Genomic DNA, 23,627 nt, shown 5'->3' with positions numbered 1-23,627 from the left:
TATGCCGCTCATACTTCCAGTAAAAGATAAAAGCCCTAAATGGGGAAATGATTGTTTCATTGCCGATAACTGTACGATTGTAGGTGATGTTAACATGGGAAATAATTGTTCGGTTTGGTTTAATACTGTTATCCGTGGAGATGTAAATAGCATTACCATTGGTGATTATACAAACATCCAAGACGGTACGGTTATACATGCTACTTATTTAAAAGCCGCAACAACTATTGGAAGTTATGTATCTATTGGACATAATGCTTTAGTTCATGGTTGTACTTTAAAAGATAATGTCTTAGTTGGAATGGGTGCAATAGTAATGGATCATGCGGTAGTTGAAGAATTTGTTATTATTGCCGCAGGAGCTATCGTTTTAGAAAAAACGATTTGTGAATCTGGTTATTTATACGCTGGAATTCCTGCTAAAAAGATAAAGCCAATTACCGATGATCAACGTGAAATGTTGAAGAAACTACCACACAACTATGTGATGTATGCAGGATGGTTTAAGTAAGTTTATTTATAAAAAAAGAACTAATCTGGAAAAATTTTGGGTATAATTATCTTTTCTTCTCGATCCCAATTTGCTCTAGTTACTATATCTTTATCCCAAAACCAGACTTTTTCTGGTTGAGTTTTTTGCTTAATGCTACCAGTATCAAATTTTCCATTGCTATTTAAATCTTCAATAACCCTTACTTTATAAGTATTTGTAGGAATATTATTAATGTTAACCGTAGAGTTCTGCGTGATAATAAATTCTTTATATATGGTATTTTCTTTACCAACCATTAATTGAACGATGTAATTTTTTAAGCTATCTTCCTTCATTACATTTAAGCTTAGGTTTCCATAGTTTTCTATTTCATCCAATTCAAAATCTAACTTCAATGCTTTATTTTCGGTACCATAAATATCTTTAATTGCACCTTCGTTAAAGCTTAAGGTATAGCGCTTTTTTATCTTCCAAGGATAATCAATTTGATATTTCAATTCTGAAGGAATTAATTTTTTAATAGTCAAACCACTTCGTTGAATAGAATCTTCCGTTAACACAATTTTACTAACGTCTATATTTTCAATTGGGAGATTAAAAGTTAAAGTCAAAGGTCTTCCCGGAACTATTTTCCCGCCAGAAAGATTATTATTAAAAAGAATTACTCTGTTGTAAGTGTCTTTTAAAGAGCGTCTTAAAGTAACTGTATCTAAAGGTTTATCGTCATTGTTGATAGAAACTTTTAAAGAGTCAAAAGCAATTTCTCTTAACCATAAATGAGCGGTATCTCCTTTAGAAGAAAAATCGATAATTGGATTTTTAATATTGTTATCACTGATAAATTTTAATGATGGATTGCTTAATGGTGTATTAAAAAAGAAATCAATTTTGCCATCTTTTTCTAATTTCCTGTCTAAAACTCTAAATTTATCAGCCACCTGTCTAAAAAGCTTTAATGATATATTAGAAATGTCTTTACTTAATACAATTGAATCTTTCAAATAGGCAATATCCTCATTAGGGGAATTATAAATTCTATCGGCACCCGCTTCTTTTAATGCATAAATGCGATAAGTATCTTCTCTTAGGTTTTTTAATGTAAAATTTCCAGAGCTATCAGATGAAGTATAGATTGTAGGTTTTTTCTTTCCAAATAATGTGTCCTTATTTATAGGAAACAAAAAAACAGTTGCGTCTAGAACCGGCTGGTTATCTTGTGAACTAATTACTTTTCCTGAAATCTGCAGAGAATCCAATTTTGGACCAGTCGCAAAAACAAAACTATAGTTTTTTAAAGTATTGGATTCGTTTACATCTTGAATCGCTTTTCCAAATTTGATTGAGTAGGTTGTATTTACTTCTAACGAATCTTTAAATGTTATTTCTAAGGTTTTCTTTTTTACTTTATAGGTTGGCGCAATTTCAGTTTCCGGAGAAAGAGTTATTTCTTGATACTCATTGCTAAGTTTAAAAAATTCATCAAAAGTGATTTCGATTTGTTTCCCTCTAAAATTTCTGGAAAGATTTTTTGGCATTTCTTCTTCAACTTTTGGAGGAATAGTATCTCTTGGTCCGCCGTCTGGTGTTTGTAAACTTGCACAACCATAATTAAATAAAATCATAAAAACGGCGATAATTAGAAAAGCGTTTTTTAGGTAATTTAATTTAAGGTGGTTTTTAAATGATTTAATCAATTTTTTATTTTTTATGAAGATTAAGTCTCAGAATAAAAGATAATTGCTATAAAACAAAGATCTTTATATGGCTATATTTGTTTTAAGTGTTTGACAATCAGCAAATTAATAATTATCTAGATATATGAACCATTAAAACAGAGACATCAGATGGTGTAACGCCAGAAATCCTGGAAGCTTGTCCCAAAGTCTTTGGTTTTATTTTCATTAACTTTTCTCTAGCCTCTTTTGATAAAGAATTTAATTGATGATAGTTAAAATCAACATTAATTTCTTTGTCCTCCATCTTTTTCATTTTTGCTACAATCTCTAATTCCTTTTCAAAGTAACTGTCGTATTTAATTTTTATTTCAGCTTGTTCTACAGTTTCTTTATCAAAACTTTTAAGGAACTCATCAAACTCTAAATTCATATTTCGCAAATCAGAAGTTTTAACTTGTGGTCTTCCTAATAAAGCAAATAATTTTACATTTTGATTTAAAGTAGCGGTCTCTAATTTTTCTAAAATTGGATTTGCAATATCTTTATTAACTGAATGTTCTTTGGTGTATTTTACAATAGACAAAGCATTTTTAATTTTTAATTTTACCTTTTCAATTCTCTCCTCATTAATTAACCCTAATTTAAAAGCAATAGGAGATAACCTTTCATCAGCATTATCTTGTCTTAATAATAGACGGTGCTCTGCCCTCGATGTAAACATTCTGTAAGGCTCTTCCGTTCCTTTAGTCACTAAGTCGTCAATCAAAACCCCTATATAAGATTCACTCCTTTTCAATATCACAGCTTCTTTTTTATTGATTTTTTGATGAGCATTTATACCTGTAATAAAACCTTGGGCAGCTGCTTCCTCATATCCGGTAGTTCCATTAATTTGCCCAGCAAAAAATAGGTTTTCTATTAATTTAGTTTCTAAGCTTAAATATAATTGGGTAGGAGGGAAATAATCATATTCAATTGCATACCCAGGCCTAAACATTTTTACATTTTCAAAACCAGGTATTAATCTTAAGGCCTTTAATTGGATGTCTTCCGGTAATGAAGTAGAGAAACCGTTTACATAAATCTCAACAGTTTCAAATCCTTCTGGCTCAACAAAAATCTGATGTCTATCTCTTTCTGCAAAACGATTTATTTTATCCTCTATAGAAGGGCAATATCTTGGACCTAATCCTTTGATTCTTCCAGTAAACATTGGGGATTTTTCAAATCCTTCCTTTAACATTTCATGTACAGCAGGATTTGTGTATGTAATCCAACAACATCTTTTTTCAGAAGGAACTACAGTATCAGTATAAGAAAATTTTCCACCATCGTCATCTCCCCACTGTTCTTCCATTTTTGAATAATCTAAGGATCGACCATCAACCCTAGGGGGCGTACCAGTTTTCATTCGTCCAGATTCAAAACCCAATTCAACTAATTGTTCTGTAATTCCAGTTGAAGATTTTTCTGCTGTTCTCCCACCGCCCATTCTTTTTTCACCTATGTGTATAACTCCATTTAAGAAAGTGCCGTTAGTTAGTACAACAGCATTAGATTCAATTTCTACTCCCAGAGAAGTTTTTACTCCAGAAACTTTTCCGTCTTTAATAAGAAGGGATGAAACCATGTCCTGCCAAAAATCGATGTTTGGTGTTTTCTCTAGCGCTATTCGCCATTCTTCAGCAAAACGCATTCTGTCGTTCTGTGTCCTTGGTGACCACATTGCTGGACCTTTAGAACGGTTAAGCATCCTAAACTGAAGAGTTGTTTTATCTGCAACAATTCCAGAATATCCGCCCATCGCATCAATTTCTCTTACTATCTGACCTTTTGCTACTCCACCCATTGCAGGATTACAACTCATCTGGGCTATTACCCCCATATTCATTGTAATAAGCATTACTTTAGAGCCCATATTGGCAGCAGCGGCAGCCGCTTCACAACCAGCATGACCACCGCCAACAACTATTACATCATATTTTTCAAACATATTTTATTTGTTTCACGTGAAACATTTCGTCTTTTATATTGGAGTTTCAGTCTTTTTCAAATGTTGTTTCACGTGAAACATTTGACTTTAATAATGAAATAATTGCTGTTGTTGACCAAATTGAGTTTAAAACAACAAACGGATAAAATTCGGCCAACCAAGACGCATAACAACTTATAATTCCTCCTAACGCATTTAATATAGAGTAAGGTTTGCTTTTGCTATCTAAGTATCCAAAGACATTTAAGAAGAAACCAATTAGTAAAATTCCAACACCAAAAGAAGCAATCCAATTTTCTATGCTCATATTACTCGCTTAATTCCATCCATCTAAAAGATTTCTCTTCTAACTGTTTGTTCTTGGTTTCTATTTTAGAATATAATTCAATTAAGTCTTCTGGAGATTTATTATTGTTGAGACTCTCTTCCAAATTTTTTATTTCATTTTCTATACTAGAAATTTCTTCTTCCAAACTATCTAATTCAATCTTCTCTTTATATGTTAATTTTTTCGTTGAAACCTCTTTTTTCTCAGGTTTTACCGGAATTGATTTTTCTTCTTTGCCTTGTGTTTTTAATATTTCTTGTTCATATCTGTAAGAAGAATAATTGCCGTTATAAATATTAACATCACCATCTCCTTCTAAAACAAATAATTGTTCGGTTAGTTTGTCAACTAAATATCTATCGTGAGAAACTAAAATTAAAACACCCGGATAATTTTCTAAAAACTCTTCTAGTACATTTAAAGTATCAATATCTAAATCATTTGTAGGCTCATCTAAAATTAAAAAATTAGGATTTTTTATTAAAACCTTCATTAAATGAAGACGTTTTTTCTCACCACCGCTTAACAGGCTTACAAAACCATGTTGTTTTTTAGGAGGGAAAAGAAAGTGAGTTAATAGTTGTGAGGCTGAAATTGTCTTTCCATCAGACATAGTTATAAATTCAGCTATGTTTTTCACTACATCAATAACTTTCTCACTACCATCAAAACTTAATCCGGATTGATGATAATAACCATAAACTGTTGTTTCTCCAACTTTTACAGTTCCTACATCAGGCTTAAGACTTTGAGTAATTATATTTAAGAATGTTGATTTTCCTGTTCCGTTTTTTCCCGTTAACCCAATCTTATCTCCTTTTTTAAATGTATACGAGAATCCATCAATAATTTTCCTTCCTTGAAATGTTTTAGAGATATTTTCTATTTCTAGTATTTGATTGCCTTGGCGACTTACCTTAACATCTAATTTCACAGACTCTTTATTGAATTGACCTTGAGTCTTTTTTTCTAAATCATAAAAAGAATCAATTCTAGCCTTAGATTTAGTTCCTCTAGCCTGAGGCATTCTTCTCATCCACTCTAATTCTTTTTTTAACAAGTTTTTATTCTTGGCTAAAACAGTACTATTAATAGCGTCTTGCTCTGCTTTTTTCTCTAAATAGTAAGCATACTTTCCTTTATAAGAAAAAACTTGTCCATTTTCTAGTTCAATAATTTCATTGCAGACATTGTCTAAAAAGTAACGATCGTGGGTAACCATTAAAATGGTTTTTCCTCCTGTAGTCAAGAAACTTTCCAGCCATTCAATAGTGTCAATATCTAAATGGTTGGTTGGCTCATCAATTACGTAAACATCAGGCTCATCAATTAAAAGCTTAGCTAAACTCAACCTTTTCTTTTGTCCGCCAGATAAAGTATCAATTTTTTGTTCTAAATGATGTATATCTAAACGACCTAAAATGGTTTTGATTTTGTGTTCATATTCCCAAGCTTCTAAATTGCTTAACTCCTCGGTTAATCTGCTGATTTCATCAACATCTGGATTTTCATTTTCTAACAGCTCTTCATATTCTCTAATAATCTGTTGTTGACGATTATCCAAACTAAAAATAAAATCACTAATACTTTGTCCGCTTTCAAATTGTGGATCTTGCTCCAAATAGCCAAAACGTATATCTTTTGCTTTAACAACCTTACCTTCTGAAGGCTTAATTTTTTCTGCTAATAATTTTAAAAGAGTAGATTTTCCTGCGCCATTTATTCCCACAAGCGCCACTCTTTGCCCTTGATGTATGCCAAATGTTAAATTTTTAAAAAGCCAATAATCGTTAAAATTATGGCCTAATTGTTCTGCTGATACAATACTCACGCTAATTCTTTAATTTGATCTGATTCAATTACAAAGATGCCTCTTTTATTTTTAATAGATTCTTTTACCATTGCTTTAGCGACATCTTCCGCGGCAATACTTTGATATTTTCTTAATGGACCAATCAATAAAAAATTCAATCCTTTCATAATTGGAGACATTATTTTTTCTAATGGGCGATATTCATTTCTATCCCCTTCTAAAAATGAAGGCTGATAAATAAACAAGCTAGGATAGTTTAAGTCTTTTAAATCGTTTTCAATCTCTCCTTTCATCCTGCTATAAAAGTTTGAAGAATTAAGGTTTGCGCCCAAAGCTGATACGATATGATATTGACTAGCCCCATTTTTCAATGCCTCGTTAGCGATGAAGAGAGGTATATCATGATCAACTTTTTTGTATTTTTCTAAATTGGGAGTTTTCTTTTTTGTTGAACCCAAACAACAAAAAACGACATCAGCTTTAGTGGCGTTTTTTAACTCATCAAGATTGTTAAAATCAGTTATGATTTGTATCAATTTAGAACTCTTAAGCGTTAATTTTTTCCGCACAAAAACTATAACCTCCTCATAATTATCGTCAGACAAAATTATGCTTAGCAAATTACTGCCAATAAGTCCGCTTGCCCCTAATACAATCGCTTTTAATGCCATAATTAGATATAATAAACAACAAAAATACAAATAAAAGTATTGGAATAAAATTTGTATGTTTAAACATGTAATATAAATAAGGAAATTATGAAAACAATATTTCATCCTGCGGGCGAGCGAGGCTTCGCAAGCAGAGGTTGGTTAAAAAGTTATCATTCATTTAGTTTTAGTCAATTTTATGATGAAAACAAAATGAACTTTGGTTTACTAAGGGTTTTAAATGATGATTTTGTAGAGCAAGGAATGGGATTTGGAGCACACGGACATGATAATATGGAAATAGTGAGCATTCCGCTTTCTGGAGCATTAAAACACAATGATAGTACAGGAAGAGAGAAAGTTATCAATCAAGGGGATGTTCAAATCATGTCAGCCGGAAGTGGTATACAACATTCCGAAGTTAATAACTCTAAAACAGAGCCGGTTAAATTCTTACAAATATGGATTATGCCCAAAGAAAAGGACATAGAGCCTAGATATGAGCAAAAAACTTTTTCTGAAGCAGAAAAGAAAAACAAATTTTTAACTGTTGTTTCTCCAGAAGAAGAAGCTATTAGCGTTTGGATAAATCAGGACGCTTATTTTTCTATGGCAAATTTAGATGCTGATACTAATATTGATTATCATTTAAAAAATAAAAATCATGGAGTATATGTATTTGTTTTAGAGGGAGAAATAGAAGTTGCAGACCATAATTTGAAAGAAAGAGATGCTTTAGGAATTTACGAAATAGAGAAAGTAAATTTTTTGGCTAAGGCCGATACCAAACTTTTAGTAATTGAAATACCAATGAACTAAGTTTTTGTTTAGCAGAGATAAAGGTTGCGCTTTCTTAAAAGCGCAACCTTTATTTTTTACAGACAATCTGTATATTAAGCAAGGAGTAAATTTCTTTATCTTTGCCAATACTAAAAATGGACCATCAGTTATATACTCTTAAAAACGGCATCAGAATTTTATTAAACCCTGTAAAATCTGCAGTTTCTCATTGTTGTTTAATTATTAATGCCGGTTCCAGGGATGAAGAAAAAGGAAGACCTGGTTTGGCGCATTTTATTGAGCATCTGTTATTTAAACAAACGCAAAAGCGAAACACCAATCAAATTTTAAATAGATTAGAAATTGTAGGCGGAGATTTAAACGCCTATACCACAAAAGAATATACGTGTTTACAAGCCTCGTTTTTAGAGCCACATTTAGAAAGAGCGATGGACTTGCTTCAAGATATTGCCTTCTTTTCAACCTTTCCAGAAGAGGAAATGATCAAAGAAAAAGAAGTTATTTTGGATGAGATTGCAAGTTATGAAGACCAGCCCGAAGAAGCTATTAATGATGATTTTGAAGCATTAATATTTGCTAATCATACTTTAGGTGAAAACATTTTAGGAACCCCTGATACGGTAAAATCATTTGTAAAAAAGGAATTAACAGACTTTATAGCCAAGAACTATAACACACATGAAATCATATTTGCTGTTTCTGGATTTTATCCTTTAAGTAAAGTTGCCCGTTTAGCAGAAAAATATTTTGGCATTATCCCAGAAAACAAAAGCATTAAACATCGGAAAAAGCCAACAAGAAATGATCAACTAAACGAGACACAAAAGAAACCGATTAATCAAAGCCATTGTATGATAGGCAATGAATCGTACGGATTTCATCATCAAAATAAAACAGGATTATTATTACTTAATAACCTTTTAGGAGGAACGGGGATGAGCTCTAGATTAAATTTGGAAATAAGAGAAAAACACGGAATTGCTTACACCATAGAATCTAATTATTCACCTTTAAGTGACACAGGGTTATTTTCTATTTATTTTGGAACAGATACAGAAAAAGTAGCCAAAGCAACCAAGTTAGTACATAAAGAATTAAGGAAACTTAGAGAAAATAAATTAGGCAGCATTCAATTGGCACAAGCAAAGCAAAGATTTATTGGTCAAATTGCTTTAGGCGAAGAAAACAGAATGGGAGTTTTAATTTCGATGGCTAAAAGTTTATTGGATTACGGTAAAATAGATTCTTTAAAAGAAGTCTTTGAAAAAATAAATAAAGTAACAGCGGATGATTTATTAGAAATTTCTAATGATATTTTTAACCCGAATAAATTAAGTACCTTAATTTTTGAACCCTTAGATTAGCGAGCCATGCATAATAAAATGACAATTGACGATAAAACTTTTGAACCATTTATCGAACATAATATGATCGAAAAACGTATTCGATTAATTGGCATTCAGTTAAATTTAGAATATGAAGATAAAGTACCAGTATTTATTGGGGTTTTAAATGGAGCACTAATGTTTATGGCCGATTTACTTAAAGAAGTGAAAATTGGTTGTGAAGTAGCATTTGTTAAGGTTGCTTCCTACCACGGAGGTACAAAAAGCACTGGAAATATCATTGAAGAATTAGCTTTAAACATTGATATAAAAGGTCGCGATGTGATTATTGTAGAAGATATAATCGATACAGGAAGCACATTAAAATTTTTAATCGATAAAATAAAAGAAAAAGAGCCGGCGTCAATTAAAGTAGCAACCCTTTTATTAAAACCAGATGCATTACAACATCAATTTAAAGAAATAGAATTTGTAGGGTTTGAAATTGCCAATGATTTTGTTGTTGGATACGGAATGGATTATAAAGGATTAGGCAGAAATACTTGTGATATCTATCGTTTAAGCGGGCAAAAACCATAAGAGTAAACAATTAATAATAAATGCAATTTAAAGATATTGTAGGCCAAGTAGCGGTTAAAAAACATCTTATACAAACCGTTAAAGATGAAAGGATTAGCCATGCTCAATTATTTCTCGGACCAGAAGGAAGCGGAGGTTTGGCTTTAGCAATTGCTTATGCTCAATACATTTGTTGTGAAAATAAAACCGAAGAGGATTCTTGTGGCGAATGTTCTTCTTGTAGAAAATACAATAAATTAGTTCATCCTGATTTACATTTTTCCTATCCCTTTTTTGCCAAACATAAAGATGATACCGCGTTAACCTTTATCGAGGAGTGGCGAAAAGCATTTTTAAACAATCCATATTTAGGATTAGACGAATGGAGAGACCAACTAAACGCCGATAATAAACAAGCCAACATCAACATCGCCGAAGCGCATAGCATCATTAGTAAACTTAGTTTAAAACCATTTGAATCGGAATATAAAGTTTTGATTTTATGGTTGCCAGAATATTTAGAAAAGGAAGGCAACGCACTTTTAAAAGTTGTTGAAGAGCCGTCTCAAAAAACCTTGTTTTTGTTGGTTGCGCAAAATCAAGATCAAATTTTGAATACCATTATTTCTCGTACACAATTGGTTAAGATTCCAAAATTAAGAAACGAAGAAATAGAAGAATATTTATCATCACAAAAAGGATTAAAACCAGACCAAGCAAAACAATTAGCCTATTTAAGTAATGGAAATTTACAAACCGCATTACAATTATTAACCACACAAGACAACGATTATCATGAGGTTTTTTTGCAATGGCTAAGGTCTTGTTGGCAAAACAATGGGCTAAAAATAGTTGAATATACTGAGGGTGAACTTGCAAAAATGGGCAGAGAAAACCAAAAGAATTTTTTGCGATACGGAATTAATTTAATGAGAGAATGTATGCTATTTATCGCAGAAACTCCTGGGTTAATTCATTTACCAGAAAAAGAGTTAGAATTTATTAGTAAATTTTCCACGGTTTTAGATTTGGCAAAAGCAGAAGCCATTTCTGAAGAATTAGAAAGAGCCATATATCATATCGAGAGAAATGCCAATCCTAAAATATTATTTTTAGATGTATCTTTGGTATTGGTCAAAATTTTAAAGTTTAATACGTTCCGCCACAAAGCGGACTCTAATATATTATTATAGAATATGGGATGTGGAAGTTGTTCATCAGGCGGATGTGCGCCTGCAGGTTGCAAAGTAACGGTTCTTGTTTAACAGACGGCGGTTGCAGTAAATTAGATGTTTATGATTGGTTGTCTGATATGGATTTGCCAATAAATTATAAGCCATTTCCTTATGTAGAAATAAGGTTTAAAGGCGCTAGAAAAGATTTTTATAGAAACGACGAGAATATTTATCTAGAAGCGGGTGAATTAGTTGCAGTAGAAACTACTACAGGAGGTTATGATATTGGTCATGTTACCCTTACGGGCGAGTTGGTGCGTATGCAAATGAACCGTAAAAAAGTTACAGAAGAAAAAGCACCGTTAAAAATTTATAGAAAAGCATCTCCACAAGATGTTGACAAATGGAAAAACGCCAAAGAGCGTGAATCTGAAACGATGCATAAATCTAGGACTATTGCTTTAGAATTGGGTTTGGCTATGAAATTGAGCGATGTCGAATATCAAGGAGATCGCTCTAAAGCTACATTTTATTATACCGCAGAAGGAAGAGTAGATTTTAGAGAACTAATAAAAAAGCTTGCAGAAGCTTTTAGGGTTCGTATAGAAATGCGCCAAATCGGAATGCGTCAAGAAGCGAGTAGATTGGGCGGAATCGGTTCTTGCGGAAGAGAATTATGCTGCAGCACTTGGTTAACAGACTTCAAAACAGTTTCAACCTCAGCAGCTCGTTATCAAAACCTTTCTTTAAATACGCTAAAGTTAGCAGGGCAATGCGGAAAGCTGAAATGTTGTTTAAATTATGAGCTAGATACTTATATGGATGCTTTAAAAACCATTCCAGATAATGCGGATAGATTAAAAACAGAAAAAGGCGAAGCAAGGCTTCAAAAAACCGACATATTTAAACAAATTATGTGGTATACTTATTTTGGGGAGGATAACACCTGGATTCCTATAGAAGTAAGTAGGGTTAAAGAGGTTCAGGAAATGAATAAAAGAGGCGAAAAACCCGAAGATTTAAGGGATTTAGCTTTAATTATGGAGGAGTTAAAATCCGCAGAAAAATCTTTTGATTATGAAAATGTTGTTGGTCAGGATAGTTTAACGCGTTTAGACGATAAAAGGAATAAGAATAAAAACAATAATAAAAACAAGGCAAAAAGCAGATCGGATAAAAACCCGAATCAATTAAATAAGGAAGAAAATAATCCTAACAAAACAAATATTCCTAAATTAAAAACAGCGGATTTAAACAATCCAAACCAAAACGCGGCAACAGAAAATAAACCAAAGCCAAATAAAAACAGGAATAAGAAAAGAAGACCGAATAACAATAATGAAAAACCTAGTCAGGATTAATGAAAATTTTAAGGAATTTTATTTTTTTGATTTCGATAATTATGGGTTTACAAGCCTGTGATAATAATGTTTTGGTAGATACTTTTGATCATATCCCTAATGAAAATTGGACTTATATAAAACCTATTAAAGCGGTTGTAAACATTACCGATAGCACAAAAAAATATAATATCTACGTAAATTTTAGGCATACAGCTGATTATAAATATGCCAATATTTGGTTGAGATTTCATTTACTGGGGCCAAAACTAAAAGACGAACCTTTACGCCAGGAATTTCAATTGGCAATGCAAGATGGCGAATGGTTGGGTAATGGATCAGGAAATCTTTACAGTTATCAATTGATTTATAAAGAGAACTATAAATTCCCAACAAATGGGAAATATACCATTGTAGTTGAACAAAACATGAGGGATAATCCTTTAAAAAATGTTAGCGACGCTGGCGTTAGGATTGTTTTAGCAGAATAGATTTACCTACATATCTTCTCATATTAAGCGTTGCTTAAACCTATAGCACTATCTTTTTTAGTAAATCCATTAAAACAATTCATATCAAAAAATATTTATAAGAGTATATAAACACAAATACCATGAAATACAATATTTTAGGAAACACGGGATTAAAAGTTTCGGAACTTTGCTTAGGCACCATGACTTTTGGCGGAGGAGAAGGAATGTGGAAAGCCATTGGCGAGCTGCAGCAAAACGAAGTAAACGAGCTAATAAAAACAGCGGTTAATGGAGGAATAAATTTCATTGATACGGCAAATATTTATAGCGAAGGCGTTAGTGAAGAAATGACGGGCAAAGCCATTAAAGATTTAGGGTTAAATCGCCATGAATTAGTAATAGCAACAAAAGTCAGAGGCAAAATGGGTGAAGGGCCAAACCAAAGCGGTTTAACTCGCAAACATATTTTGCAACAAGCAGAAGAAAGCTTAAAAAGGTTAAACGTTGATTACATAGATTTATATCAAATTCATGGATTTGATGCCCTAACTCCTTTAGAAGAAACACTATCTGCTTTAGACATTTTAGTACAACACGGCCATGTTCGTTACATTGGTTGTAGCAATTTGGCTGCTTGGCAAATTATGAAAGCCTTAAGTATTTCTGAAAGAGAAAAATTTAAAAAATTTATTTCTTTACAGGCTTATTATACCATTGCAGGCAGAGATTTAGAAAGAGAAATAGTTCCGCTATTAAAAGATCAAAAGTTAGGCTTGATGGTTTGGAGTCCTTTAGCGGGCGGTTTACTGAGCGGAAAGTACGGTAGAGATATAAAATCTGGAGAAGGAAGAAGAAAGAATTTTGATTTTCCACCAGTAAATGAAGGAAAAGCTTTTGATATTATCGATATTTTAAAACCTATGGCAGAAGCAAAAGGCGCATCCGTTGCACAATTATCTTTAGCTTGGCTATTACATCAAAAAACAGTAACAACAGTAATTGTTGGCGCTAAAAAAACAAGTCAGTTAGCAGATAATTTAAAAGCAGTTGATGTAAAGTTTACTGAAGATGAATTAAAAAAATTAGACGTGGTAAGTAAACTAAGTCCCGAATATCCAGGATGGATGTTAGAAAGACAAGGCGGAGATAGAAAAGCAGAAGACTAATAAATTTTCATGGGATTAAATAAATCTAATAGGTTTATTTAATCCCATTAACAATATTCCAAATCCATTTCCCCAATCATTTCTTAACTTTGTAAAAATCTATTATTATTTCAATTGATAGAGCATATTCCGACCAATAATGTTTGAGCAAACAGATAAAACAGAAATAGCTAGTTTAGGAGAGTTTGGTTTAATTGACCATCTCACAAAACACATCGTTATAAAAAATAAAAGTTCTATTAAAGGAGTTGGTGATGATGCCGCGGTTTTAGATTTTGAAGGTAAAAAAACCTTGATTTCTACTGATATGCTTTTAGAGGGAATCCATTTCGATTTAGCATTTACACCGTTAAAACATTTGGGTTATAAAGCGATTCAGGTTAACCTGAGTGATATTTATGCCATGAATGGGATTGCTTCTCAGGTTACAGTTTCTCTTGGTTTTTCCAGCAAATTTCCATTAGAGGCAATTGAGGAATTATATGCAGGAATGCTTTTAGCTTGTGAAAAATTTAATGTGGATTTAATTGGTGGCGATACCACATCTTCCCGACAAGGTTTAGTGATTTCAATAACCAGCATTGGTTATGCCGATGAAAAAGACATTACTTACAGAAACGGAGCACAAGAAGGGGATTTAATTTGCGTTTCTGGAGATTTAGGCGGAGCTTACGTTGGATTACAATTGCTAGAAAGAGAAAAGCAAGTTTATTTGGCAAATCCAAACATCCAACCAGATTTAGAAGGAAAAGATTACATTGTTGAACGTCAGTTAAAACCCGAAGCCAGGATTGACATTATAGACTTATTGGCGAAGTTGAAGATTAAACCCACATCAATGATTGATGTTTCTGATGGTTTAGCCTCTGAGATTTTACACATCACTCGTCAGTCTAAAAAAGGCTGTAAAATTTATGAGGAGAAAATCCCTTTAGACCCAATGACGGCTGAAACGGCCCGTGAATTTGGTTTAGACCCAACAGTTTGTGCTTTAAATGGTGGAGAAGATTATGAATTACTTTTTACCATAAAGCAAGCAGATTACGACAGCATGAAACACGATGTTGACATTAGTATTATTGGTTACATCACCGAAGAAAGTGCTGGAAATTATTTGATTACCAAAGCCGGAAACGTTCATGAATTAAAAGCACAGGGCTGGAACGCATTTACTTCTACAAATAGCTAGCAAAACGCCAATGCAAAAAAAGCCAAACATCATCATTATTGGAGGCGGTTTGGCAGGTTTAACAAACTCAATTCTTTTGGCTAAAGCCGATTTTAGCGTCACACTTATCGAGCGAAAAAAATTTCCTTTTCATCGGGTTTGTGGCGAGTATGTAAGTAACGAAGTTTTGCCTTTTTTACAAAGCATCGGGTTTAACCCAAAAGATTTTGATGCTTCAAATATTTCTAAACTAATCATTACCGCACCAAACGGAAAAGCCTTAAAAGCCGATTTAGATTTAGGCGCTTTTGGCATAAGCCGATTTGAACTCGATAATGCTTTATATCACATTGCTTTAAAGGCAGGTGTTAATTTTTTATTAGAAACAAAGGTTTTAGATGTTGTTTTTGAGGATGAAAAGTTTACAGTAGAAACCGCAAATCAATCCTTAAATGCTGATTTAGCTATTGGGGCTTTTGGAAAAAGATCAAACCTGGATCAAAAATTAAAGCGTAAATTTTTTTATCAACGCAGTCCATATTTAGGCGTTAAATATCATATCAAATCAGATTTTCCTTCCAATACCATACAATTAGATAATTTTAAAGGCGGTTATTGCGGCATCAATAAAATCGAAAATGATTTATATTGTTTGTGTTATTTAATTGAGAATAAATATTTGAAGGAATTTGGTTCAATCCAAAAAATGGAGGAAAGGATTCTTTTTCAAAATCCCCAGCTCAAAAAGCATTTTAAAAACAGCAAATTTGTTTGGGATCAACCAGAAACTATTAATGAAATATCCTTTGAGAAAAAATCATTAATAGAAAACCATATTTTAATGTGTGGCGATACTGCCGGTATGATTGCTCCGCTTTGTGGAAATGGAATGGCAATAGCTATACATTCTGGAAAAACACTAGCTGAAAGCATCATTAGTTTTTGTTGTAATGGAATCACCATCGAAAAAAGAAAAATGCTGGAAAAACAATATTTATCAGAATGGAACAAACAATTTGCAGCTAGGTTAAAAATTGGGAGAGGAATTCAAAACTTTTTTGGTAATAAATTAGTAACACAGTCGGCTATTTCCTTATTAAAAATTTCGCCATCTTTAACGCAATTTATTGTTAAGAACACCCACGGATACCCTTTTTAGATTTCAAATATAATACACCATGAAACTCCGCACCCTCGTTTTCATTAATGCTTTCGCCGTTGGTATATCCATTGCCGCTGTCAATATGTATTTTCAGCACAAAATAATTTATTCACTAGTTTCTCTGTTGATCGCAACCATTGTTAGTTATTTTGTGTTTTATTATCTCATCAATAAATACGTTTACTCTAAAATTAAGCTCATTTATAAACTAATCCATAGTTTAAAATTGGGTAAAGATTTAAAAGATGCTTTAGGAGAATATATAAGCCCCGACCCAATTAACGATGTAGAACAAGAAGTTAAAGAGTGGGCAAGGGATAAAAAATTGGAGATTGACGATTTAAAAAAACAAGAAAAATTTAGAAAAGAATTTCTCTCTAATATTTCCCACGAGTTTAAGACGCCATTATTTGCCATTGAAGGTTATGTAGAAGCTTTAAAAGATGGGGGCCTGGAAGACCCAAAACAGGCCCAGGTTTTTTTAAACAAAGTCTCTAATAATGTAGATCGATTAAGTGTATTAATAAAAGATTTAAATGAAATCTCAAAAATAGAAAGCGGCGAGATCCCAATTAATATAGAAAAATTTGAATTGACCGCCTTAGTAAAAGAGGTAATGGAGTCCTTAGAGTTAAAAGCAAAAAAATATAAAATAGAATTGGTGTTAAAAGATAAATATGATGTACCAACCTGGGTAAAGGCAGATAGAGAAAAAATTAGGCAAGTTTTAGTAAATTTAATTGATAACTCTTTCAAATACGGTAAGGAGCATGGACACACTTTTATTTCTATTTTTAGTTTGCATGATCAAATTTTAACAGAAATTACCGATGAAGGAATTGGAATTAATGAAGAACATCTTCCCCGTTTATTCGAAAGATTTTATAGAACAGACAGCAGCCGATCAAGACAAATTGGAGGCTCGGGCTTAGGATTAGCAATTGTAAAACATATTGTAGAAGCCCACGACCAAACCATCAACGTTAGAAGTACACAAGGAATAGGGTCAACTTTTGGCTTTACCCTTCAAAAAGCGAAAGAAAACTTTATAAATATTCCGCTGATTGGTTAACAAAGAGGCAATAGTTAACATTCCCTTAACATTGCTATTGTAGTTTTACCCCACAAAAACACAGCATTGAAATGAATAATATTTTTTCATACTTTATTCCTAAGGATAAAAAATTCTTTCCACTTTTCGAAAGCGCAAGTGCTAACCTAGTAGCAATGGGCATTTTAATAAAAAAACTGGTAAACACCGATGATTTAAAGGAAAGAGAACCCATCCATAAAGAAATTGAACAATTAGAACATAAAGGCGATGAACTTACACATCAAATTTATTTGGAGCTCAGCAAAACGTTTATCACCCCATTTGATAGAGAGGATATACATACTTTGGCAACCACATTAGATGATGTTGCTGATTATATCCACGGAAGTTCTAATAGGATTTTACTTTACAATGTTCACGAATCTACCCCGGCAATAAAGAAGCTAGCAGATTTAGTGGCACAGGCTTGTGTAGACGTTGATAAAGCGATAAAAGAAATTAAGAATCTAAAAAACATCAGAGTTATTACAGATTCTTGTGTAAGGATTAATAGCATAGAAAACCAGGCAGATGAAGTTTTTGATCAAGCCATTGGCGATCTTTTTGATTTCGAAGATGATGCTAAGGTAATCATGAAATATAAAGAAGTTTTAAATGCATTAGAAGCCGCAACAGACATGTGTGAAGATGTTGCCAATGTTTTAGAAACCATTTTGGTTAAAAACGCCTAATTTTAACATAAAGATTTTAAATGGTTACCACCTTATTAGTTATTGTAATTATTCTGGCTATTGTATTTGATTTCATCAATGGTTTCCATGATGCCGCAAACTCAATAGCAACAATCGTTTCTACAAAAGTACTTTCTCCCTTTCAAGCGGTTTGTTGGGCTGCCATTTTTAATTTTGCAGCATATTTTGTTTTTAAAGATCATAAAGTAGCAGATACAGTTGCAAAAACTGTTTTTGCAGAATATGTAACATTAGAGGTTGTTCTTAGTGGGTTAATAGCCGCAATAGCTTGGAATTTACTGACATGGTATTATGGCATTCCTTCTAGTTCTTCACATACTTTAATAGGCGGTTTTGCAGGTGCGGGCATGGCAAAGGCGGCTTCTTTAGGGTTAAGTGCATTTGCGGCGGTAAATTTTGCGCCAATCATTAAAGTGGTAGCATTTATTGTATTAGCTCCTATAATCGGGATGATAATAGCGGTTGTTATTAATTTAATTATTATCAATATATCTAAAAACGCTAGACCTGCAACAGCCGAAAAATGGTTTAAAAGATTACAATTGGTCTCTTCTGCCGCTTTAAGTTTTACCCACGGAGGAAATGATGCCCAAAAAGTAATGGGAATTATATTTGCCGCTTTGGTAGCTAATAAAATAGTTGCTCCAGGTTCTCCAATGCCAGAGTGGATTCCTTTAGTGTGTTACACAGCAATTTCTTTAGGAACAATGAGCGGCGGTTGGAAAATAGTAAAGACAATGGGCTCAAAAATAACAAAAGTTACATCTTTAGAAGGGGTTAGTGCGGAGTCGGCAGGTGCGGTAACTTTAGGGATTACAGAACATTTTGGAATTCCAGTTTCTACGACTCATACCATTACAGGATCAATTATTGGTGTAGGTTTGACTAAAAGAGTTTCTGCTGTTCGCTGGGGAATAACCTATAGTTTAGTTTGGGCTTGGATATTGACCATTCCTGTTTCTGCAACTTTAGCAGCAATCGTTTTCGCTATCACTCATTACGTATTTTAAAAAATAAGAGATAAAAAAAAGAAACCCCATCAGGATATTTTTCTGATGGGGTTTTTACTTTATGTTTTTAAATTTCTAACTAAGGCTAACAATAAGCCTATGTAACTTTAAAATATTGAAAATTGATACAGTCTTATAACTATCGTTAATGTTTTAAATAAGACAAAGCAATCTTTTTTATCAAACTATTTAGCCGCAACTCTCCAAATAATACCAGCTCCGTCATCAGCCACTAATAAAGCACCATCATTAGCAACAGTTACTCCTACAGGCCTTCCGTGTACGTCTCTACTTCCATCTTCAACGGCAAAACCAGTCAGGAAGTCTTGTTCTTTACCATTAGGTTTACCGTTGTTAAAAGGAACAAAAACCACTTTATAGCCGGTAAATTCAGATCTATTCCAAGAACCATGTTGTCCAACAAAAGCACCACCGTTATATTTCTCGGGAAACTTATCCCCGTTATAAAATGCTAATCCTAAAGAAGCACTATGTGGCGCTAATGCGTAGGTAGGAACAATTGCTTTGGCGACTAATTCAGGTTTTTCTCCTTTTCTTCTCGGATCAACATTTTGTCCGAAATAGCTAAAAGGCCAGCCATAAAAACCATCTTTTTTTACAGATGTGATATAATCAGGCACTAAATTATCTCCCAATCCGTCTCTTTCATTAACAGCGGTCCATAATTCATTTGTAGAGGGATTCCATGCCATTCCAACAGGATTTCTTAAGCCAGCGGCATAAATTTTCTCGCCACTTCCGTCGGGATTTATCTCTAAAATATTTGCCCGCCTTACCTCTTTTTCTAATCCATTTTCACCTACATTACTTCCAGATCCAACTGAAACATATATTTTAGAATTATCAGCATTAGCAATCAAATTTCTTGTCCAATGATTATTGTAGCCACCGGCAGGTAAATCCAATATTTTTTTCCCACTTTGCTCAATTCTAACGTTACCTGTTTGATATGGATACATCCATAAACCGTCAGTATTGGCAACATAAAAGTTATTGCCGATAATTAACATTCCAAAAGGCTGATTCAAATTTTGTAAAAAAGTGCTTTTAGTCTCTGCAACACCATCGCCATCTTTATCTCTATAAAGCAAAATGGTATTTGAACTTTTGCCGCCAACTTCCGCATCTGCTTTACCAGAAATTTCACCAATTAATTTATCTTTAGCTGATCTTTCAGAATTAGAAAGTACTACCAAAACGTCTCCATTTGGCGCTATATAACACTGTCTGGGGCTCTTAATCCCTTCAGCAAAACGCGTAACAATAAACCCCGAAGGTGCTTTTGGAGTATGATTATCTTCCCAACCAATAATATTGCTAAATTTTGTTTTAGATTCTGATATTGCTGGTAATGAATCTAAGTTTTTGGCAGTTGAGGAATCCGAAGAATTAGTTCCTTGACTTTCTTTAATTGCTTTATTACTACAGGCAGCAGCTAATAAAAATAAAGGAATAGCTAAATAATATAAATTTTTATTTTTCATAATCATTTGTTAATGTCCTTATTACAAACAATTATGTTGCCATCCTTAAAAAATCAAATTTCAATGAGGAAAAAACTAAGTGTTGTTTTCTAATATTGATTTGTAGAAAGCATTACTAAAGTGCAAGCTTCAATAGTTTCAATACCGTTTTCATGGGCTAGATTTTCCAATTCCGGGTTTTCCGAACCGGGATTAAATATGATTCTTTTAGGCTTTGTTTTAATAATATAGTCATATAGATCTTTCTGGTTATGTGGCCCAACATATAAGGTTAAAGTATCAATATCCTTATGAATAATTTCGGGTTTTTCAATAGGATGTTCTGCAACTTCCCCCTTTTTCATTCCAACATTAACAATTGGATGCCCCTTAATAACTAAACGGCAAGCAGCCATGTAAGAATATCTACTAGAATTTGTAGAAGCCCCAAGAATAAGTGTTTTTTTAAATGCCATTATTTAAAGTTTAAATTGATTTTAATACCGCGTCTGCACAAGCCTGACCATCTATTGCTGCAGAAATAATGCCACCAGCATAACCAGCCCCTTCGGCACACGGAAAAAAACCTTTTAACTGCGGGTGTTGTAAAGTTAATTTGTCTCTAGGAATTCTAACGGGAGAAGAGGTTCTTGATTCAACTCCAACCAACACGGCTTCGTTTGTAAAATAACCGCCGTTTCCGAAAACTGAAGGAATTTTTTTTCCAAATTGAGGCAATGCCTCTTTTAATCTTTCACTCACAAATTTGGGTAAAATCTGATGTAAATCAGCAGACGTTAATCCTGGTAAATAAGAATTTGAGGGTAAATCAGAGGATATTTTATGGTTTACAAAATCCACCATCCTTTGAGCAGGAGCTTTTAAATTTCCCCCACCAGCAATAAAGGCAGCTTTTTCAATTTGAGACTGAAACTCTAACAATGCAAAAGGATTTTCTTCTGGATTTTTTGTGACATCGTTAATGTTAATTTGTACTACAGTTCCTGAATTTGCAAAAGGATTATTTCTTTTTGAAGGGCTCCATCCATTTACAACAATTTCATTATCATCAGTTGCACAAGGTGCAATTATTCCTCCCGGGCACATGCAAAAAGAAAAAACCCCTCTATCTTTTACTTGAGTAACTAAACTATAATAGGATGGTGGCAAGTTTTCATGTCTTGTTTCACAGTGGTATTGTGCTTGGTCAATAATATACTGAGGGTGTTCTATCCTCACCCCCAACGCAAAAGGTTTTGCTTCTAATAAAAGACCTTTTCTGCTCAACAAATAATAGATGTCTTTGGCAGAATGGCCGGTAGCTAAAATTATGTGCTTTGCGTCAAAACTTCCATTGTTGGTAACAGCGGCCACAACCTCATTGCTATTGATTTTAAGATCTATCAGTTTGGTTTCAAAATGGATTTCCCCACCGGCATTTAATATCGTTTCTCTTATGGAGGTTATAATTTGAGGCAATTTATTAGTTCCAATATGCGGACGAGCATCAATTAAAATATCATCAGTAGCGCCATGTTGCACCAAAATCTGTAGCATTTTATTTACATCGCCGCGTTTATCAGACCTTGTATATAATTTACCATCAGAATAAGTTCCCGCCCCACCTTCACCATAGCAATAATTTGACTCTGGATTTAATATCCCCTGTTTATTAATATTTGCTAAATCTCTTCGCCGCTCTTTAACATTTTTACCTCGTTCAATTATTATCGGCTTTAAGCCTAATTCTATTAAACGTAACGCGGCAAACATTCCTGCGGGTCCTGCGCCAATTATTAAAACAGGTTTAGCATCATTTACATTAGGATAATTTACGGTTTGGAGTTGTAAATGTGGCTCTTCGTTTATATATAAAACAATTTTTAGTCTGTAAACTGGGTTTTTACTCCTTGCGTCGATTGATCTTTTACGGATTTTAAAATAATTAAGGTCTGATGAGTTTATATTTTCTTGAACAAGAATTTTGAGCTCAATTTTAGGTAAATTATAAATCTCATCAGGGGAGATTACCAATTCAATTTCTTTAATCATGATGATTTGTCGGGTTTTTATCCCGAATAGTAACAAAGGTATGAAAATTGAGTCCAAAGTATTAAATTGAAAAAAATTAGAAAAATCGATATGAAAAAATTAATTTTTAGCCTTGTGGCTTTCATTACTGTAGCTTCTTTAAGCTCTTGTGGTTACAATAGTTCTGTTACAAAAGACGAGAAAGTTAAAGCCCAATGGGGTGAAGTAGAAAATCAGTACCAACGCAGGTCGGATTTAATCCCAAACTTGGTAAATAGCGTAAAAGGTGCCGCCAATTTTGAAAAGGAAACTTTAACTCAAGTTATTGAGGCAAGAGCCAAAGCAACCTCTATTCAGGTTGATCCTAACAAATTGACTCCTGAAAATATTCAAAAATTTCAAGGTGCTCAAGGAGAGATAAGCCAAGCTTTAGGTCGTTTAATGGTAGTTTCTGAACGTTACCCAGAATTAAAGGCTAATCAAAACTTTTTAGAATTACAGGCGCAACTTGAAGGAACTGAAAACAGAATTACCGTGGCAAGAAAAGATTTTAACGAAGCAGTTCAAGATTACAATACTAATATCAGAACGTTTCCAAACAATCTTTTTGCAGGCATGTTTGGTTTTCAACAAAAAGGAAGTTTTGCGGCAGAAGCAGGCGCAAATAAAGCTCCAAAAGTTGAATTTTAAATTGATTATACCGATAATTGATATTTATGGCAGCTTTAAGCGATAAGGAACAGGACAAGATAAAACAATCTATTGAGTGGGCAGAAAAAGCCACGAGTGGTGAAGTGCGGGTATGTGTAGAAAGTAAATGTGATATAGACGCTTATGAAAGGGCTATAACTTGTTTTTATGATTTAAAAATGGAGGCTACTGCTTTACGAAACGGCGTTTTAATTTACGTTGCATTAGATGACCACAAATTTGCAATTATTGGGGATGAAGGAATTAATAAAGTGGTACCGCCCGATTTTTGGAACAGCACTAAAAAATTAATGGTAGATAAATTTAAGAATAGAGAACTGGCAGAAGGAATTAGTATTGGAATTATTGAGGCGGGAAAGCAATTGAAGAAATATTTCCCATATCAAACAGAGGATAATAATGAACTGTCAGACGATATTGTTTTCTTAAATTGAGAAATAGAA

23 protein-coding genes are annotated in these 23,627 nt (G+C 33.3%); 15 read left to right on the top strand and 8 right to left on the bottom strand.

Features of this window, described 5'->3' with window-relative positions; translation table 11 throughout:
• Nucleotide 1: 1 nt before the first annotated feature.
• Entirely contained in the window at nt 2-511 is a 510-nt protein-coding gene (locus A5893_RS11460; protein ID WP_068822706.1) for a gamma carbonic anhydrase family protein, read from the top strand.
• A gap of 20 nt (nt 512-531) precedes the next feature.
• Here the strand turns inward: A5893_RS11460 and A5893_RS11455 are convergent, their stop codons facing one another.
• The 5 genes from A5893_RS11455 to A5893_RS11435 form a co-directional block, all read right to left on the bottom strand.
• The gene (locus tag A5893_RS11455; protein WP_082911422.1) at nt 532-2,115 is read right to left on the bottom strand and encodes an Ig-like domain-containing protein; all 1,584 of its coding nucleotides are present in this window, start codon (nt 2,113-2,115) and stop codon (nt 532-534) included.
• Between the two features lie 184 nt (nt 2,116-2,299).
• A complete protein-coding gene (gene mnmG, locus A5893_RS11450) occupies nt 2,300-4,162 on the bottom strand; it encodes a tRNA uridine-5-carboxymethylaminomethyl(34) synthesis enzyme MnmG (protein ID WP_068822704.1) in 1,863 nt (620 codons plus the stop codon).
• Nucleotides 4,163-4,208: 46 nt separating this feature from the next.
• The gene (locus A5893_RS11445) at nt 4,209-4,469 is read right to left on the bottom strand and encodes a CBU_0592 family membrane protein (RefSeq protein WP_082911421.1); all 261 of its coding nucleotides are present in this window, start codon (nt 4,467-4,469) and stop codon (nt 4,209-4,211) included.
• A 1-nt stretch (nt 4,470) separates the two neighbouring features.
• Nucleotides 4,471-6,321 (bottom strand): ABC-F family ATP-binding cassette domain-containing protein, encoded by a 1,851-nt coding sequence (locus tag A5893_RS11440; protein ID WP_068822703.1) that lies wholly within the window; start codon nt 6,319-6,321, stop codon nt 4,471-4,473.
• Nucleotides 6,318-6,974: an NAD(P)H-binding protein gene (locus A5893_RS11435; RefSeq protein WP_068822702.1), complete on the bottom strand. Its 657-nt coding sequence runs from the start codon at nt 6,972-6,974 to the stop codon at nt 6,318-6,320. Before A5893_RS11435 ends, A5893_RS11440 begins: the two co-directional genes overlap by 4 nt.
• An 87-nt stretch (nt 6,975-7,061) precedes the next feature.
• On the opposite strand from A5893_RS11435, the gene A5893_RS11430 reads away from it, so the two are divergent.
• The 12 genes from A5893_RS11430 (at nt 7,062) to A5893_RS11375 (ending at nt 18,958) form a co-directional block, all read left to right on the top strand.
• Entirely contained in the window at nt 7,062-7,772 is a 711-nt protein-coding gene (locus A5893_RS11430; protein ID WP_068822701.1) for a pirin family protein, read from the top strand.
• Nucleotides 7,773-7,888: 116 nt separating this feature from the next.
• Nucleotides 7,889-9,118 (top strand): M16 family metallopeptidase, encoded by a 1,230-nt coding sequence (locus A5893_RS11425; protein ID WP_068822700.1) that lies wholly within the window; start codon nt 7,889-7,891, stop codon nt 9,116-9,118.
• A gap of 6 nt (nt 9,119-9,124) precedes the next feature.
• Complete coding sequence (gene hpt / locus A5893_RS11420) at nt 9,125-9,679, top strand: hypoxanthine phosphoribosyltransferase (RefSeq protein WP_068822699.1); 555 nt, start codon at nt 9,125-9,127, stop codon at nt 9,677-9,679.
• 20 nt (nt 9,680-9,699) lie between these two features.
• On the top strand, nt 9,700-10,851 hold the full coding sequence (locus A5893_RS11415) for a DNA polymerase III subunit (protein ID WP_068822698.1): 1,152 nt from the start codon (nt 9,700-9,702) through the stop codon (nt 10,849-10,851).
• 8 nt (nt 10,852-10,859) lie between these two features.
• Nucleotides 10,860-12,194, top strand: coding sequence for a PSP1 domain-containing protein (locus A5893_RS11410; RefSeq protein WP_232456850.1), 1,335 nt, complete (start codon nt 10,860-10,862; stop codon nt 12,192-12,194).
• On the top strand, nt 12,194-12,664 hold the full coding sequence (locus tag A5893_RS11405; RefSeq protein WP_068822696.1) for a gliding motility lipoprotein GldH: 471 nt from the start codon (nt 12,194-12,196) through the stop codon (nt 12,662-12,664). Before A5893_RS11410 ends, A5893_RS11405 begins: the two co-directional genes overlap by 1 nt.
• 122 nt (nt 12,665-12,786) lie before the next feature.
• Nucleotides 12,787-13,812 carry an aldo/keto reductase gene (locus A5893_RS11400; RefSeq protein WP_068822695.1) on the top strand — a complete coding sequence of 342 codons (1,026 nt, stop codon included), beginning with the start codon at nt 12,787-12,789 and terminating at the stop codon, nt 13,810-13,812.
• Between the two features lie 139 nt (nt 13,813-13,951).
• Complete coding sequence (gene thiL / locus A5893_RS11395) at nt 13,952-15,001, top strand: thiamine-phosphate kinase (protein WP_068822694.1); 1,050 nt, start codon at nt 13,952-13,954, stop codon at nt 14,999-15,001.
• A gap of 10 nt (nt 15,002-15,011) precedes the next feature.
• Nucleotides 15,012-16,139 (top strand): NAD(P)/FAD-dependent oxidoreductase, encoded by a 1,128-nt coding sequence (locus tag A5893_RS11390; protein WP_068822693.1) that lies wholly within the window; start codon nt 15,012-15,014, stop codon nt 16,137-16,139.
• A 19-nt stretch (nt 16,140-16,158) separates the two neighbouring features.
• A complete protein-coding gene (locus A5893_RS11385; RefSeq protein WP_068822692.1) occupies nt 16,159-17,214 on the top strand; it encodes a sensor histidine kinase in 1,056 nt (351 codons plus the stop codon).
• A gap of 71 nt (nt 17,215-17,285) precedes the next feature.
• Nucleotides 17,286-17,927, top strand: coding sequence for a DUF47 domain-containing protein (locus A5893_RS11380; protein WP_198342313.1), 642 nt, complete (start codon nt 17,286-17,288; stop codon nt 17,925-17,927).
• Nucleotides 17,928-17,947: 20 nt separating this feature from the next.
• The gene (locus tag A5893_RS11375) at nt 17,948-18,958 is read left to right on the top strand and encodes an inorganic phosphate transporter (RefSeq protein WP_068822690.1); all 1,011 of its coding nucleotides are present in this window, start codon (nt 17,948-17,950) and stop codon (nt 18,956-18,958) included.
• Between the two features lie 185 nt (nt 18,959-19,143).
• Here A5893_RS11375 and A5893_RS11370 read toward each other — a convergent pair whose 3' ends face one another.
• From A5893_RS11370 to A5893_RS11360, 3 genes are all read right to left on the bottom strand, one after another.
• Nucleotides 19,144-20,463, bottom strand: coding sequence for a PQQ-dependent sugar dehydrogenase (locus A5893_RS11370; RefSeq protein ID WP_068822689.1), 1,320 nt, complete (start codon nt 20,461-20,463; stop codon nt 19,144-19,146).
• An 89-nt stretch (nt 20,464-20,552) separates the two neighbouring features.
• Nucleotides 20,553-20,918: a CoA-binding protein gene (locus A5893_RS11365; RefSeq protein ID WP_068822688.1), complete on the bottom strand. Its 366-nt coding sequence runs from the start codon at nt 20,916-20,918 to the stop codon at nt 20,553-20,555.
• 10 nt (nt 20,919-20,928) lie between these two features.
• The gene (locus tag A5893_RS11360; protein ID WP_068822687.1) at nt 20,929-22,494 is read right to left on the bottom strand and encodes an NAD(P)/FAD-dependent oxidoreductase; all 1,566 of its coding nucleotides are present in this window, start codon (nt 22,492-22,494) and stop codon (nt 20,929-20,931) included.
• Nucleotides 22,495-22,584: 90 nt separating this feature from the next.
• On the opposite strand from A5893_RS11360, the gene A5893_RS11355 reads away from it, so the two are divergent.
• Both A5893_RS11355 and A5893_RS11350 read left to right on the top strand, forming a co-directional pair.
• Nucleotides 22,585-23,163: a LemA family protein gene (locus tag A5893_RS11355; protein WP_068822686.1), complete on the top strand. Its 579-nt coding sequence runs from the start codon at nt 22,585-22,587 to the stop codon at nt 23,161-23,163.
• Between the two features lie 26 nt (nt 23,164-23,189).
• Nucleotides 23,190-23,618 (top strand): TPM domain-containing protein, encoded by a 429-nt coding sequence (locus tag A5893_RS11350; protein ID WP_068822685.1) that lies wholly within the window; start codon nt 23,190-23,192, stop codon nt 23,616-23,618.
• Nucleotides 23,619-23,627: the final 9 nt, after the last annotated feature.

It is taken from the genome of Pedobacter psychrophilus (assembly GCF_001652725.1).
Lineage (GTDB): Bacteria > Bacteroidota > Bacteroidia > Sphingobacteriales > Sphingobacteriaceae > Pseudopedobacter > Pseudopedobacter psychrophilus.
This window is presented reverse-complemented; position numbering and strand designations above follow the sequence as displayed.